Raw genomic sequence first — 14,710 nt, forward strand, 5'->3', positions numbered from 1 at the left:
CGCCATCGCCACACCGCGCCCGATCAGAGGTCTTCGTCGTCCTCTTCACCCAGCCGCGCCACGCGGGCGCCGGCCTTGGCGGTGGTGACCACGCCCAGCGACTTCAGCTTGCGGTGCAGCGCCGAACGCTCCATGCCCACGAAATTCGCGGTGCGCGAGATGTTGCCCCCGAAGCGGTTGATCTGGGTCAGAAGGTATTCCCGTTCGAACAATTCGCGTGCCTCGCGCAACGGCAGCGTGGCCAGCCCGCCGGACAGGATCACCCGGCCGTCGTCCTTCGGCCCGTCGTCCTGGCCCGGCAATTCGCGCGGCTCGATCGGGCCGGTGCCTTCGCCCAGGATCAGCACGCGTTCGATCACGTTCCTCAGCTGGCGCACGTTGCCCGGCCAGCGCATGGTCTGCAAAAGCGCCGTCGCCTCGTCCGAGACCTCGCGTAGCGGCAACCCCTGGGTCTTGTTGAACATCTCGATGAAATGCGCGGCAAGCTCGGGTATGTCCTCGCGCCGCTCCTCGAGTGAAGGGACTGCGATCGGCACCACGTTCAGCCGGTCGTAAAGCTCCTGCCGGAAGCGGCCCGCCGCGATCTCCGCGCCCAGGTCGCGCGTGGTGGAGGAGATTACCCGCAGGTCGACCCGCACCTTGTCGGTGCCGCCCGCGCGCATGAACTGCTGGTCCACCAGCACGCGCAGGATCTTCGACTGGGTGCCCAGCGGCATGTCGCCCACCTCGTCGAAATAGATCACCCCGCCGTGCGCCTGTTCCAGAAGGCCCTTCTCCAGCCCGCGATCGCTGGTTTCGCGGCCGAACAGCACCTCCTCCATCCGCTCGGGTTCGACCGACGCGGAGGAGACGGTGATGAAGGGGGCCGCGGCGCGGTTCGATTCCGCGTGTATGAAACGCGCGGCCACTTCCTTGCCCGCCCCCGCGGGGCCGGTCAGCATCACCCGCCCGTTCGACCGCGTCACCTTGTCGAGCTGCGCCTTCAGCGCCTTGAAGGCGGGCGACGAGCCGACCATGTCGGAGGAGGTCACATCGCGGCGCCTGAGGTCCGAGTTCTCGCGGCGCAGGCGCGAGGTTTCCATCGCGCGGCGTACCACCACCATCAGCTGGTCGATGTTGAACGGCTTCTCGATGAAGTCGTAGGCACCCTGCTTGATCGCCGCCACCGCAATCTCGATGTTGCCGTGGCCCGAGATGATCACCACCGGCACGTCGGGGTTGTCGCGCTTGACGTGCTTGAGGATGTCGATCCCGTCCATCTTGCTGTCCTTCAGCCAGATGTCGAGGATCATCAGCGCCGGTGGTTCGGCGTTGAGCTCGGCCATGCAATCGTCCGAGGTGCCGGCCAGCCGGGTCTCGAACCCCTCGTCGCGCAGGATGTCCGAGATCAGCTCGCGGATGTCGCGCTCGTCGTCGACGATCAGAATCCCAGTCATGTCACCTCATCTTCCCGGCCCGATCCGGCCGTTTCTTGGTCTTGTCCTGTCGTGTCCGGCTCGGCGCCGCCACCCGACGTGTCCGGGGCGTCCGGGGCGTCCGTCCCGTGCCCCGAGAGCGGCAGCCGGATCTCGGCCAGTGCCCCCCGGCGCGCGCCGGTGGCGAAGGCGGGCGCATCAACCAGCGCCAGCGTGCCGCCATGTTCCTCGATGATCTTCTTGACGATGGGAAGACCCAGGCCTGTGCCTTTCTCCCGCGTCGTCACGTAAGGCTCGAACAGGCGGGTGCGGTCCTCGGGCAGGCCGATGCCGTTGTCGGCAATGGTGATCATCGCGACGCCATGATCCTCGGACAGGCGCACCCGGACCTCTGGCACATAGCCATCGGGTACACCTTTTTCCTGCAGCGTTTCAATTGCTTCGCCCGCGTTCTTGATCAAGTTCGTGAGCGCCTGGGAAATCATCGTCGCGTCGATCTCGGCCATCAGCGCGCCCTCGGGCAGGTCGGCCGAGATCCGGATTCCCGGCAGGCCGCTTTCCTGCAACACCACCGCGTCGCGCACCAGTCTGACCAGATCGTGACGGCGCCGCTCCGGCTCCGGCATCCGGGCGAAGCGCGAAAATTCATCGACAATGCGTCGCAGGTCGCCGGTCTGGCGCACGATCACGTCGGTGTACTGGTCCAGCGCCTCGGCGTCCTCGCCGGCCAGAGCACGGAACTTGCGCTTGATGCGCTCGGCCGAAAGCTGGATCGGGGTGAGCGGGTTCTTGATCTCGTGCGCGATGCGGCGGGCCACGTCGCCCCAGGCCGCCATCCGCTGCGCCGAGACCAGCTCGGTCACGTCGTCGAAGGCCACGACGTAGCCCTCCAGCTGCCCCTCGGCGTTGCGGCGGCGCGCCACCCGCACAAGCAGGCTTTCCACCCGCCCCATGCGCGAGACCCGAATCTCCTCCTGCGTCACCTCGGACGTGCCCTGCATGGCGCGCGCGAAGAGGCCGGCGAACTCCGGCACCGCCTCGGCCAGCGCCGCCCCCCCCTGCGCCGCCGCCGCCTCCAGATCGAGGTGCCTCAGCGCGGAGCGGTTGACGAAGTCGATCCGACCCGTCGCGTCCAGCCCCACCACGCCCGAGGTGATCGAGGACAGCACGCTGTCGAACTGGCGCCGGCGCTGTTCGGTCTGGCTGTGGCTGTCCATCAGCGCCTCGCGCTGGCCCTTCAACTGGCGGGTCATCTGATTGAAGATGCGGCCGAGCATGGCGATTTCGTCATCGCCCTCCTCTTCGCGCACCTGCACCTCCAGGTCGCCACCGCCGATCCGCTGCGCCGCACCGGCCAGCCGCCCCACCGGCCGCGCCAGTCGTTCGGCGAACCACAGGCCCAGCCAGGTCGCCGCCAGGATCAGAATCAGCGCGAACCCGAGGTAGAGCAGCCCGAATTCGAACAGCAGGCGGCCGCGGTCACGCTCCAGCTGCTGGTAGAGCTGCACGGTCTGCTTGGTCTCATCGAGCAGCTTGATCAGCCCGCCGTCGACCACGCGGGTGACATAGAGATAGCGGTCGGGATAGGGTTTCAACTCGACCAGCGCGCGGAATTCGTTGTGCTTGAGATCCTCGATGATCACGGTCTTGCCGGTGCGCGCCTCGGTCAGGTCCTTGGCCGAGGGAGCGGTGTAGTTGAACAGGTACGAGCGGTCGCCACGGGCCTTGATCTCGCCCGTGCCGTTGATCACGAAGGCCGCGCGCAACCCCCGCTGGATCCGCGCCTGTCCCTGGGTCAGAAGCTGGCGCACCTCGCCGTCGTCGATGAAGAAGTTCTGCAGCTTCGCCGCGTCGAGGAAATTCGCCAGCGCATCGGCATCCTGCGTGATGTCCTGGCGGTGCTCCCCCTCGTAGGCCTGCGCCGCGGCGAGGGAGGCCCCGACGGCCGAACGCACCCGGGTGGAGAACCAGCCCTCGAGGCCGATGTTGATGGTCAGCCCCGCGAATACCGCGACCAGCACGGTAGGGATCAGCGCGATCAGAGCGAAGACGCCCGTCAGCCGCAGGTGCAGCCGCGACCCTGCCGAATGCGACCGCCGGTCGGACACCATCCGCGCCACCCGGCCCGCCACCATCGTGGCCACCGCCAGCACGTAGATCAGGTCGCCCAGCAGCGTCAGCCGCAGCAGCGGCGATTGCGCCCCCTCGTTCAGGGGCCCCAGCGCGACAAAGGTCAGCAGCGCCAGGATCGGCCCAAGCGCAACCAGCGCGAAGGTCGCGGCTGTCTGGACCCGGCGCTGCCGGCGGAGCCGGCTGAATCGCTGGAATGTTGTGGTGCGCGCTGCCCGCTGCACAGGGTTGACCCCCGATTCCGGGGATCTTGATGTCCCCAACCGCCATATTTCGTGGGCTTCCGAAGGTCTATAGCCGAAGCGCCACGCCTCTGTTGCGGTTTTACATCAACTTGCGGCGGCGTGTCACGCGAATATCCAGATCGGTGATCTTCTTGCGCAGGGTATTGCGATTGATGCCGAGGAGATCGGCACATTTCGCCTGATTACCCGCCGTCGCATCCAGCGCGATCTCGATCAGCGGAAGTTCGACCTCCTTCAGCACGCGCTGATAGACGCCCGGCGGCGGCAGCGTTCCGCCATGCAGATCGAAGTAGCGCCGCAGGTGTTTGGCGACCGAGGCCGACAGCTTGTCGGAATCGCCGCCGCCCTTCAGCGGCTCCATCGCCGGCTGGCTGCCCAGCACGGCCTCGACCTCTGCGCGGGAGATCTCCTCCTCGGGCGAGGTGACCGACAGGCGGCGCAGCGTGTTCTCCAGCTGCCGCACGTTGCCCGGCCAGGAATAGGCACGCACCAGTTCCATCGCGTCGTTCGACAGGCGGCGGACAAGGCCGGTCTCGCGTTCCGTCCGGGTCAGGAAATGCTCGGCCAGAAGCGGGATGTCGTCGACCCGCTCGCGCAGGCTCGGCACCGCGATCGAGACCCCGCCGAGACGGTAGAACAGATCCTGCCGGAAGCGGCCCGCATCGATCTCGGACATCAGATCCGCCTGACTGGTGGCCATCACCCGGGGCGCGGTGTCGCCAAGCGCGTCGAGCATCCGCACGATCCGGGCCTGGGTCTCCATGTCGAAATCGGACACCTCATCGAACACGATCGACCCGCCCTTGGCGCGCGACAGCACGGTCGAGGGCCCGTCCATCCCCTGAAGCTCGGCCCCGGTCGCCACCACAAAGGGCAGCGTGCGGCGGTCCGAGAAATCGTGGATCGCCCGGGCGATCAGCGACTTGCCCGTGCCGCTTTCGCCGACGATCAGCACCGCCAGATCGGTGTTCATCACCCGCGCGACAAGACGATAGAGCGCCTGCATCTGGGCGGTGCGGCCGACAAGCGGCAGATCCTCGCCCTCGCCGTCACCGCGGGCGGGTGCGTTGCTCTTGCGCGGGGTCACCTTGCGCTTCTGGTCCAGCGCCCGGGCCGCCCGCTTCATCAGGTCGGGCAGGTCGAAGGGCTTGGGCAGGTAGTCGTAGGCCTCGGCCTCGGCGGCCTGGATCGCCGTCATGATGGTATTCTGGGCCGAGATCACGATCACCGGCAGGCCGGGCCGTTCCTGGCCGATCTTCGGCAGCATCTCCAGCCCGTTTCCGTCGGGCATCATGACGTCCGAGATCACCAGGTCTCCCTTGCCCTCCTCGACCCAGCGCATCAGCGTCGTAAGGCTCGACGTCGCATGCACCTTGCAGCCGGCGCGGGTCAGTGCCTGGGTCAGCACGGTGCGGATCGTGCGGTCGTCATCGGCAACGAGGACTGTGCCGTCCATCAGGTATTCTCCGTCTCTTTGGCGTCTTTGGGGGCGACCGGCAGCGAGATCTTGAAGACGGTGCGCCCGGGCACCGAATCCACCGCGATCCAGCCGTCGTGGTCGGATATGATCTTCGACACCAGCGCGAGGCCGAGGCCGGTGCCGTTCTCGCGGCCCGACACGAAGGGTTCGAAGATCTGTTCGGCAATCTCAGCGGGCAGGCCGGGGCCGTCGTCGATGATCTCGACCTGCAGCGGCAGCGCGTTGCCCGGCCCGTCCTTGCGGCGCAGGCGCAGCGAATGCTCATAGAAGGTGTGCAGGCGGATCACCCCGCCTTTCGGCCCGGCCGCCTCGGCCGCGTTCTTCAGGAGGTTGAGGAAGACCTGAAGCAACTGGTCGCCATCGGCGAAGGTCGGCGGCAGCGAGGGGTCGTAATCCTCGACGATCAGCATGTTGGCGGCAAAGCCGACCAGCGCAGAGCGTCGCGCCCTGTCGAGCAGGTCGTGAATGTTCACGGCCTTGCGTTCGGGAGGGCGAAGATTGCCGAACTGCTCCACCTGCTCCAGCAGCGCGACGATGCGCCGGGTCTCGGCGACGATCAGGTCGGTCAGTTCGCGGTCCTGCGCGTTCAACCCCATCGACAGAAGCTGCGCAGCCCCCGCGATCCCCGCAAGCGGGTTCTTGATCTCATGCGCCAGCATCTCGGCCATGCCGATGGCCGAGCGCGCGGCGGATTTCACGTTCATCGCCCGGCCCAGGCGGTCGGCAATATCGCGCGGCGAGATCAGGAGGAGCATCACGTCGCTCTCGTCCGACAGCGGTGCGATCTGGATGTTGCACTGCACCGGCGGCCGGTCCCCGGTGCCGACGTCGACATCGTGGATGAACAGCGCGGCCTGGTTCTTCTTGACCCGCTCGAAGGCTTCCTCGAGCGGTGCGTCGATCGCCAGCTTCTCGAAGGCGAGCTGGCCACGCATCGACTTGGCCGAGGTGTTGAGGAACGACTCGGCCGCCGGATTGATATCCTCCATCCGCCCGTCGGGCTGGATCAGGACGGCGGGCAGCGGCAGCGATTGCCACACCACGCCCTTGATCGGCGACTTGGTGACGGGCGTGGCATCCCCGCCGGGGGGCTTCGACTCGCTCATGCCGCGACCCTTTCCGCGCTGCCGAAGGCGAGCCGCAGCAGGCGCAACACACAGGGCGTGCAGGTCGCAGTCAGGATCTCGCGCCGCAGCGCCGGGTCGACAGTCACATCGTCCATGTACCAGCCAAGGTGTTTTCGCGCCATCCGCCCTCCGAGTTCGCTGCCGTAAAACTTCAACATCGACTCGTAATGCGTTACTATCATTTCATAAAGACGATCCCCTATGGGGATCTCCGGGGCCGTCGCGCCAAACTGTGCATGGGCGATCCGGGCCAGCGCCCAGGGCCGGCCCTGGGCCCCGCGCCCGACCATCACCCCATCGGCGCCCGATGCCGTCAGCGCCCGCCCCGCGGTTGCGGCATCGGTGATGTCGCCATTGGCGATCACCGGAATCCGCACCGCCTGCTTCACCGCGCGTATCGCGGCCCAATCGGCCCGGCCCTTGTAGAACTGGCACCGCGTGCGGCCGTGGATCGTGACCATCGCCACCCCCGCGCCCTCGGCCCGCCGCGCCAGCTCCGGCGCGTTCAGAAGATCGTCGTCCCAGCCAAGCCGGGTCTTCAGCGTCACCGGAACCGAAACCGCGCCCACCACCGCCTCGATCAGCGTCAGCGCATGATCGAGGTCGCGCATCAGCGCCGAGCCGGAATACCCGTTCGTCACCTTTCGCGCGGGACAGCCCATGTTGATGTCGATGATCCGCGCGCCCTGCCCCTCGGCATAGCGCGCGGCTTCGGCCATCCAGTAGGCCTCGCGTCCGGCCAGCTGCACCGCCGTCGCCTGCTCGCCGAACCCCAGCTCGGCCCGCGCGCGGGCCATGGGTTTCGCCTGCACGACCTCCTGGCTCGCGACCATCTCGCTGACCACGAGGCCCGCGCCGAACGAGGCCACCAGCCGCCGGAACGGCAGGTCGGTGATCCCGGCCAGCGGTGCAAGCAGCACCGGCGGATCTATCGTGATGTCTGCCAATGGAATGGCCACCTGCCTAATCCTTAAGCGCCCTATCCTTTCGAGCTACCGACTCCGCCCGCAGATTACAATCGAGTGTCCCCCGGCCTTCGGTCAAAAACCGCCCAATGCACGTTTTTTGGGCAAAAGGCTCTGAGGACGAGCCGGATTGTCACCCGCAGCACGATCCCATAGACAAGCGGCGACAGGAGACCGCATGAGCCACGCCCCGCGCACCGCCTCTGGCCAGCCCCCGCCCCCCGGCCTGACTGCCGCCGTCATCGTCGCCGCAGGGCGCGGCATACGCGCGGGCGGCGGACTGCCCAAGCAGTGGCGCGATCTGGCCGGGCGGCCGGTCCTGGCCCATACCCTCGACGCCTTCCGCGACGCCCCCGGCATCGACCGGATCGTTCTGGTGATCCATCCCGAGGACGCGCCGCGAGCCCAAGCGATGCTGACCCCGGGAGAGACCCTCGTCACGGGCGGCGCCAGTCGCGACGCCTCAGTGAAGAACGCCCTGGAAGCTATTGAAGAAGATGATATATCCCGCGTCTTGATCCATGACGGCGCGCGCCCGCTTGTGTCGCCGCGGCTGATTGCCGAGATGATCGCGGCGCTTGACGATGCCCCCGCCGCGGCGCCCGCACTGGCGGTGACGGACGCGCTCTGGCGGGGCGAGGCCGGGTTGGTCGCCGGCGTCGTCGGTCGCGAGGGGCTCTATCGTGCGCAGACGCCGCAGGCGTTCCGCTTCGCGGCCATCCTCGCCGCGCATCGCGCCCATCCCGGCGGCGCTGCCGACGATGTCGCGGTGGCCCGGGCCGCGGGCCTTGACGTCGCCATCGTCGAGGGCGACGAAGACAATCTGAAACTGACGGTCGCGGCGGATTTCGCCCGCGCCGAGGCGATCCTGAGGGGGCGCGCGATGGATATTCGGCTGGGCAACGGTTACGACGTGCATGCGTTCGGAGACGGCGACCACGTCTGGCTTTGTGGCGTGAAAATTCCGCATTCCCGGGGGCTTGTGGGGCATTCCGATGCCGACGTGGGCATGCATGCCCTGACCGACGCGATCTATGGCGCGCTGGCCGAGGGCGACATCGGCCGCCACTTCCCGCCCTCGGATCCCCAGTGGAAGGGCGCGGCATCGGAGATCTTCCTCGCCCATGCCATCGGCCTTGCGCGCCGCAAGGGTTTCAGGCTGGCGAACTGCGATGTGACGCTGGTCTGCGAACACCCGAAGATCGGCCCGCATGCCTCTGATATGCAAATGGAACTTGCCAGAATAATGGAGGTCGACATGGATCGGGTCAGCGTCAAGGCCACGACGTCCGAGAAGCTCGGGTTCACCGGACGCGAAGAAGGGATCGCGGCGATCGCCACCGCCGCGCTGGTGGCCGCATGAGCGGGCCCGCGAGCCGCGCCGTCGCGGTCGGGTTCGGCCTGGGGCTGCTGAAACCCGCGCCGGGAACCTGGGCTTCCCTCGCCGCCATGCTTGTGGGCTGGGCGATCGAGCATTGGCTGGGCTTCACCGCACTTGTGATCGCCACTCTCGTCGCCACCATCGCCGGCTTCTGGGCCTGTTGGGCGGAGCTGAACGACCGCCCCGGCGAGGACCCCTCCGAGATCGTCATCGACGAGATCGCGGCGCAATGGCTGACCCTGCTGTTCCCCGCCTTCGGCTTCTGGATGCGCGACATGCACATGGTCTGGCCCGGCCCGGTTGCCGCATTCCTGCTGTTTCGCCTGTTCGACATCTGGAAACCCTGGATCATCGGTCGTGCCGACCGCCGGGGCGATCCGGCGGGGGTGATGCTCGATGACCTGCTGGCAGGGCTCTTTGCCGGGGTGGCGACGATCCTGGCCGCCATCGCCTTCCACGGCCCGATCATCCTTCAGCACATGTTCGGCGGATGAGCCGCGCCGACCGCCTTCTTGCCGCAGCCCGGGCGCGCGGCGCGCTGCTGGCCACGGCGGAAAGCTGCACCGCCGGGCTGATTGCCGGGGCGATCACCGAGGTGGCGGGATCCTCCGACATCTTCGACCGCGGGTTCGTGACCTATTCCAACGTGGCCAAGCGCGACATGCTGGGGGTGAAGGCGGCCACGCTGGAAGCCCACGGCGCGGTCTCGGAGGAGGTCGCGCGGGAGATGGCCGAGGGCGCGCTTGCCCGGTCCGGGGCGACGCTGGCCGTCGCGGTCACCGGCATCGCGGGTCCGGGCGGATCCGAGCACAAACCCGAGGGGCGGGTGTGCTTCGGCCTCGCCGCGGACGGCCTGCCGACGCAGACGGAAACGGTGGAGTTCGGGGCGATCGGGCGGTCACAGGTGCGGGCGGCGACCGTCGATCACGCCCTGGACCTGCTGATCGCCGCGCTCCAGGCCTGATCCTCCCCTGATCCTCCGGCGCCGTTCCGCGCCGGAGCATACCGTATCATGCCCCCGAAGGCGCGCACCCCGACCCTGTGGTCGGCGCGTCTTATTCCTCCTCCTCGTCCACCACGGCGAAGAGCGCGGGCACGGCGGGGCACGGGCGCATCTCGTTGAAGATCACGTCCGACAGCCGGGTCGAATGCAGGAAGACGTAGACATGGGCCGAGAGCCCTTCCCAAAGGCGGTTGGTCATCGACTGCGCCCGCGTGCCCGACAGCCCACCCGAGGCCCCGGCGCCGGATTCCATCGCGCTCACCGTCTCGTCCACCGCTTCGAGGATCTCGCTCACCCGGATCTCGGCCGGACGCCGGGCCAGCCGGTAACCGCCCCCGGGCCCGCGGACCGATTCCACCAGCCCTGCACGGCGCAGCTTGACGAAAAGTTGCTCCAGGTACGGCAACGAGATGTTCTGGCGCTTCGAGATCGCGGCGAGCGACACGAGGTCCTCGTCCTTCGCGGTGGCAAGATCCGCCAGCGCGACCATCGCGTACCGCCCCTTCGTCGAGAGTTTCATGGCTTTCCCCTGCCAAAGACATTGACGCCGACGGGCTGCGCGCTTAACTCGGTCAGCACCCGTCCGGCCACGCCGGAATTTGGAACGGTTCTAGATTGCCCGGGGGTGCCCGTCAACGACGCACCGCCCGGCCGCCAAGGAAAGCAGGCTGGTCTATGCCCGAAGTGATTTTTCCCGGTCCCGAAGGCCGGCTTGAAGGGCGCTATCACCCTCAGAAGGAAAAAGACTCCCCGATCGCGATCGTGTTGCATCCGCACCCCCAGTTCGGCGGGACGATGAACAACAAGGTGGTCTACAACCTCCACTACGCCTTTTATAACATGGGCTTCACCGTCCTGCGGTTCAATTTCCGCGGCGTCGGGCGCAGCCAGGGCGAATACGATCAGGGGATCGGCGAGCTGTCGGATGCCGCGTCGGCGCTCGACTACCTCCAGTCGATGAATCAGAACGCCAAGCACTGCTGGGTCGCGGGATTCTCGTTCGGCGCCTGGATCGGGATGCAGCTGCTGATGCGCCGCCCCGAGATCACCGGCTTCATCTCGGTCGCCCCGCCGGCGAACATGTACGATTTCTCGTTCCTCGCGCCCTGCCCGGCCTCCGGCCTGATCATCAACGGCACCAACGACCGCGTGGCGCCGCCGAAGGATACGGATGCGCTTGTCTCCAAGCTGCACGAGCAGAAGGGGATCACGATCACCCACAGCCAGATCGAGGGCGCCGACCACTTCTTCAAGGACGAAGAGGCGCATATGAAACCGATGATCGAGACGGTCAGCAGCTATGTGAAGCGCCGCCTGACCGAGGGGACGCGCTAGGCGATGTCGCTGGTCGAGGAGCTTGCCGACGCGCTGTCCGACGACACGATGAAGGCGATGCTGGAGAATGGCGACGACCGTTTCTACGAGAAGGTCGCCAAGGTGATCGGCATCTCCTCGCCGACGCTGGAAGAGGCCTACCTCACCTCGATCAGGATCCGCCTTGCCGAACAACGCGCGCGTCGCTTCCTCGAAAGCGAACGCGCCAAGGCGACCCGGCCGCCGACCGCCTCGTGACCGACTGCCTGTCATGACCGACCGCCTCGACGCACAATTCGCCTTCCTGACCGAGGCCGACCGCCTGAAATCGATCCTGCGCGGCACGACGCTGGCAGATGCCTCGCGACGCGAGAATTCCGGCGAACACTCCTGGCACCTCGCGCTCTACGCCATGGTGCTGGCCGACCAGGCTGGCGACGGGGTGCGGATCGACCGGGTGATCCGGATGCTGATCCTGCACGACATCGTCGAGATCGACGCCGGCGACACCCCGATCCACGGCGCCCACGACCCGTCCGAGCAGGCGGCGCGGGAACAGGCGGCGGCCGATCGCATTTTCGGGCTTCTTCCCAAGGACCTGGAGGCCGACTTTCGCGCCCTGTGGGATGAGTTCGAGGCCGCCGAAAGCGCCGACGCCGTGTTTGCCAAGTCGCTCGACCGGACCCAGCCGGTGGTGCAGAACCTCGCCTCCTCCGGCGGAACCTGGAACGAGTATGCGGTGACCTGGCCGCAACTGCAGACGCGCGTGGGCAGCAAGATCGAACGCGGCGCGCCCGTCGTCTGGACATGGCTCCGCGCCCGGCTGAAGGCGTTCTTCCCCGAAGCCTAGGCCGCCTGCCCGGTATACCACCGCATACAGCTTTCCCTCTCCTGCGGAATGCGGTATCACCCGCCCGACCGAATCCCGAAAAGAGAGGGCCCCATGAGCAAGATCAAAGTGGAAAACCCCGTCGTCGAGCTCGACGGCGACGAGATGACCCGGATCATCTGGGACTTCATCAAGAAAAAGCTGATCCTGCCCTATCTCGATGTCGACCTGAAATACTACGACCTCGGCATCGAAGCCCGGGACGAGACCGACGACCAGATCACCGTCGACGCGGCCAACGCCATCAAGCAATACGGCGTCGGCGTGAAATGCGCGACCATCACGCCCGACGAGGCCCGGGTCGAGGAATTCGGCCTGAAGAAGATGTGGCGCTCGCCCAACGGGACGATCCGCAACATCCTCGGCGGCGTGATCTTCCGCGAGCCGATCATCTGCTCGAACGTGCCGCGGCTGGTGCCGGGCTGGACCCAGCCGATCGTCGTCGGCCGCCACGCCTTCGGCGACCAGTACCGCGCGACCGACTTCCGCTTCCCCGGCAAGGGCACGCTGACGATCAAGTTCGTGGGCGAGGACGGCGAGACGATCGAGCACGAGGTCTTCCAGGCCCCGGGCGCCGGCGTCACCATGGCGATGTACAACCTCGACGAGTCGATCCGCGATTTCGCCCGCGCCTCGATGAACTACGGCCTGATGAAGGGCTGGCCGGTCTACCTGTCGACCAAGAACACCATCCTCAAGGCCTATGACGGCCGCTTCAAGGACCTGTTCCAGGAGATCTTCGACGCTGAATTCGCCGACAAGTTCAAGGCCGCCGGCATCACCTACGAACACCGCCTGATCGACGACATGGTTGCCTCCGCGTTGAAATGGTCGGGCGGCTATGTCTGGGCCTGCAAGAACTACGACGGCGACGTCCAGTCGGACACCGTGGCGCAGGGCTTCGGCTCGCTCGGCCTGATGACGAGCGTTCTGATGACGCCGGACGGGAAGACGGTCGAAGCCGAGGCAGCGCACGGCACGGTGACCCGTCACTACCGCCAGCACCAGGCCGGCAAGGAGACCTCGACCAACTCGATCGCGTCGATCTTCGCCTGGACCGGTGGCCTCAAGCACCGCGCCAAGCTCGATGACAATGCGGCGCTCCTGAACTTCGCCCAGACGCTCGAGAAGGTCTGCGTCCAGACCGTCGAGGACGGCTTCATGACCAAGGACCTCGCCCTCCTCGTCGGCCCGGACCAGAAGTGGCTGACCACGATGGGCTACCTCGAGAAGGTCGACGAGTATCTGAACAAGGCGCTCGCCTGAACCATCGCTCGGAAGAAACGGAAAAGGCGGGGAATTTCCCCGCCTTTTTTCATCTGTGGTGCCCAGCGTCCGCCGTCGCATCCGCGGGGGTTTCACACCCCCGCACCCCCGTGGAGTATTTCAGCAAGAAAGAAGCAACTTGCGTTTCTTTCTTGTCCAAATACTCCGGGGGTGTGGGGGCAGCGCCCCCACGGCACGGCCTTATTTAACGGCCTTCTGCACCAGGTTCAGCGCGAGGTCCGTGGCGCGGCTCATGTCCTGCACCGAGATCCATTCCAGCGGTCCGTGGATGTTCTGCATCCCGGTAAAGAGGTTCGGACAGGGCACGCCGAACTCGGTCAGGCGCGAGCCGTCGGTGCCGCCGCGGATCGGGTCGGTGACGGGGTCGAGGCCGATCTCGCGCGCTGCCTCGAGGGCGAGGTTGACCGGTGTCATGTCCTCTTCAAGCCAGTAGCGCATGTTGCGGTATTGCGGGCGGATCTTGCAGGTGATGCGGGCGCGCGGTTCGGTCGCGGCCACCGCGTCGCAGACCTGTTGCAGCATGCGGCCCTTTTCCTCCAGCCCCTCGCGCTCGAAGTCACGCAGGATCAACCGGATCGTCATCTCGGCAGCGCTGCCCATCATCTCGGTCGCGTGGAGGAAGCCCTCGCGGCCCGACGTCGTCTCGGGCGTCATCGTCGCCAGCGGCAGCGCCGACATGATCTTGGAGGCGAGGTGGATCGCGTTCACCAGCCTGCCCGTCGCATAGCCCGGGTGGATCGAGACTCCCTCGATCTTCACCTCGGCGGCGTCGGCCGAAAAGGTCTCGTATTCGATCTCGCCCACCGCGCCGCCGTCGAAAGTATAGGCGAAGTCGGCCTTCAGATCCTTCGACAGCTCGGGCCCCACACCGCGGCCGATCTCCTCATCCGGGGTGAAGGCGATGCGGATCGGGCCGTGCTTGATCTCGGGGTTGGTCAGCAGGTGGCGCGCGGCGGTCATGATGATCGCGACGCCCGCCTTGTCGTCGGCGCCCAGAAGGGTCGTGCCCGAGGCGGTGATCAGGTCATGGCCCGCCTTGGTGGCGAGGTAGGGGTAATCCGAGGGCGAGAGCACGAGGTCCGGCGCATCCGGATAGGTGATGTCGTCGCCGTTCCAGCCACGGATCACCCGGGGCTTCACCCCCGTCGCGTTGAACTGCGGTGCGGTGTCGACATGGGCCAGAAGGCCGATCGTCGGCCCCTCGGCCGTGCCGGGAATGGTGGCGAGGACGACGCCGTATTCGGTCAGCTCGACCTCGGTCGCGCCGATCTCCTTCAGCTCGGCCTCGAGCATGCGCAAGAGGTCGAGCTGGATCGCGGTCGAGGGGGCCGAGGGGCTGTCCTCGTCGCTTTGCGTGTCGACGGCGGCATAGCGCACCAGCCGGGTTTCCAGTTCCTCGTCAAAGTTCTCTGCCATCTGGGCCTCCTGTTCGTCGGCCCAGAGAAGGGCGCCGTGCGGCGGGCATGTCAAGGGC

Annotated in this window: 14 protein-coding genes; 7 read left to right on the plus strand and 7 right to left on the minus strand. The window is 66.9% G+C overall.

The features are described 5' to 3' along the window. Positions 1–23 precede the first annotated feature (23 nt). The 5 genes from ntrX to dusB form a co-directional block, all read right to left on the minus strand. Positions 24–1,436, minus strand: a complete 1,413-nt coding sequence (gene ntrX, locus CVV76_RS03940; protein ID WP_102223310.1) for a nitrogen assimilation response regulator NtrX — start codon at positions 1,434–1,436, stop codon at positions 24–26. After that, positions 1,433–3,769 (minus strand): sensor histidine kinase NtrY-like, encoded by a 2,337-nt coding sequence (locus CVV76_RS03945; RefSeq protein WP_102223311.1) that lies wholly within the window; start codon positions 3,767–3,769, stop codon positions 1,433–1,435. Before CVV76_RS03945 ends, ntrX begins: the two co-directional genes overlap by 4 nt. A 100-nt stretch (positions 3,770–3,869) precedes the next feature. Continuing rightward, on the minus strand, positions 3,870–5,246 hold the full coding sequence (locus tag CVV76_RS03950; RefSeq protein ID WP_102223312.1) for a response regulator: 1,377 nt from the start codon (positions 5,244–5,246) through the stop codon (positions 3,870–3,872). Next, positions 5,246–6,376, minus strand: a complete 1,131-nt coding sequence (locus CVV76_RS03955; protein ID WP_102223313.1) for a two-component system sensor histidine kinase NtrB — start codon at positions 6,374–6,376, stop codon at positions 5,246–5,248. Before CVV76_RS03955 ends, CVV76_RS03950 begins: the two co-directional genes overlap by 1 nt. Continuing rightward, the gene (gene dusB / locus CVV76_RS03960; protein WP_102223314.1) at positions 6,373–7,356 is read right to left on the minus strand and encodes a tRNA dihydrouridine synthase DusB; all 984 of its coding nucleotides are present in this window, start codon (positions 7,354–7,356) and stop codon (positions 6,373–6,375) included. Before dusB ends, CVV76_RS03955 begins: the two co-directional genes overlap by 4 nt. 184 nt (positions 7,357–7,540) lie before the next feature. On the opposite strand from dusB, the gene CVV76_RS03965 reads away from it, so the two are divergent. The 3 genes from CVV76_RS03965 to CVV76_RS03975 are packed head-to-tail and all read left to right on the plus strand — an operon-like array spanning position 7,541 to position 9,707. Continuing rightward, positions 7,541–8,725, plus strand: coding sequence for a bifunctional 2-C-methyl-D-erythritol 4-phosphate cytidylyltransferase/2-C-methyl-D-erythritol 2,4-cyclodiphosphate synthase (locus CVV76_RS03965; protein WP_102223315.1), 1,185 nt, complete (start codon positions 7,541–7,543; stop codon positions 8,723–8,725). Next, entirely contained in the window at positions 8,722–9,237 is a 516-nt protein-coding gene (locus CVV76_RS03970) for a phosphatidylglycerophosphatase A family protein (RefSeq protein WP_102223316.1), read from the plus strand. Before CVV76_RS03965 ends, CVV76_RS03970 begins: the two co-directional genes overlap by 4 nt. Then, positions 9,234–9,707: a CinA family protein gene (locus tag CVV76_RS03975; RefSeq protein WP_102223317.1), complete on the plus strand. Its 474-nt coding sequence runs from the start codon at positions 9,234–9,236 to the stop codon at positions 9,705–9,707. Before CVV76_RS03970 ends, CVV76_RS03975 begins: the two co-directional genes overlap by 4 nt. A gap of 91 nt (positions 9,708–9,798) precedes the next feature. Here the strand turns inward: CVV76_RS03975 and iscR are convergent, their stop codons facing one another. Continuing rightward, positions 9,799–10,266: a Fe-S cluster assembly transcriptional regulator IscR gene (gene iscR / locus CVV76_RS03980; protein ID WP_102223318.1), complete on the minus strand. Its 468-nt coding sequence runs from the start codon at positions 10,264–10,266 to the stop codon at positions 9,799–9,801. Positions 10,267–10,421: 155 nt separating this feature from the next. On the opposite strand from iscR, the gene CVV76_RS03985 reads away from it, so the two are divergent. The 4 genes from CVV76_RS03985 (at position 10,422) to CVV76_RS04000 (ending at position 13,215) form a co-directional block, all read left to right on the plus strand. After that, a complete protein-coding gene (locus tag CVV76_RS03985) occupies positions 10,422–11,081 on the plus strand; it encodes an alpha/beta hydrolase (protein WP_102223319.1) in 660 nt (219 codons plus the stop codon). A 3-nt stretch (positions 11,082–11,084) separates the two neighbouring features. Further along, a complete protein-coding gene (locus CVV76_RS03990; RefSeq protein ID WP_102223320.1) occupies positions 11,085–11,318 on the plus strand; it encodes a hypothetical protein in 234 nt (77 codons plus the stop codon). Positions 11,319–11,331: 13 nt separating this feature from the next. Continuing rightward, positions 11,332–11,910, plus strand: a complete 579-nt coding sequence (locus tag CVV76_RS03995) for an HD domain-containing protein (protein WP_102223321.1) — start codon at positions 11,332–11,334, stop codon at positions 11,908–11,910. Between the two features lie 93 nt (positions 11,911–12,003). Continuing rightward, complete coding sequence (locus CVV76_RS04000) at positions 12,004–13,215, plus strand: NADP-dependent isocitrate dehydrogenase (protein ID WP_102223322.1); 1,212 nt, start codon at positions 12,004–12,006, stop codon at positions 13,213–13,215. Positions 13,216–13,416: 201 nt separating this feature from the next. On the opposite strand, the gene pepT is transcribed toward CVV76_RS04000, so the two are convergent. Beyond that, the gene (gene pepT, locus CVV76_RS04005) at positions 13,417–14,652 is read right to left on the minus strand and encodes a peptidase T (RefSeq protein WP_102223323.1); all 1,236 of its coding nucleotides are present in this window, start codon (positions 14,650–14,652) and stop codon (positions 13,417–13,419) included. Between the last annotated feature and the right edge of the window lie 58 nt (positions 14,653–14,710).

Origin of the sequence: Acidimangrovimonas sediminis, assembly GCF_002871005.1 — a bacterium.
Lineage (GTDB): Bacteria > Pseudomonadota > Alphaproteobacteria > Rhodobacterales > Rhodobacteraceae > Acidimangrovimonas > Acidimangrovimonas sediminis.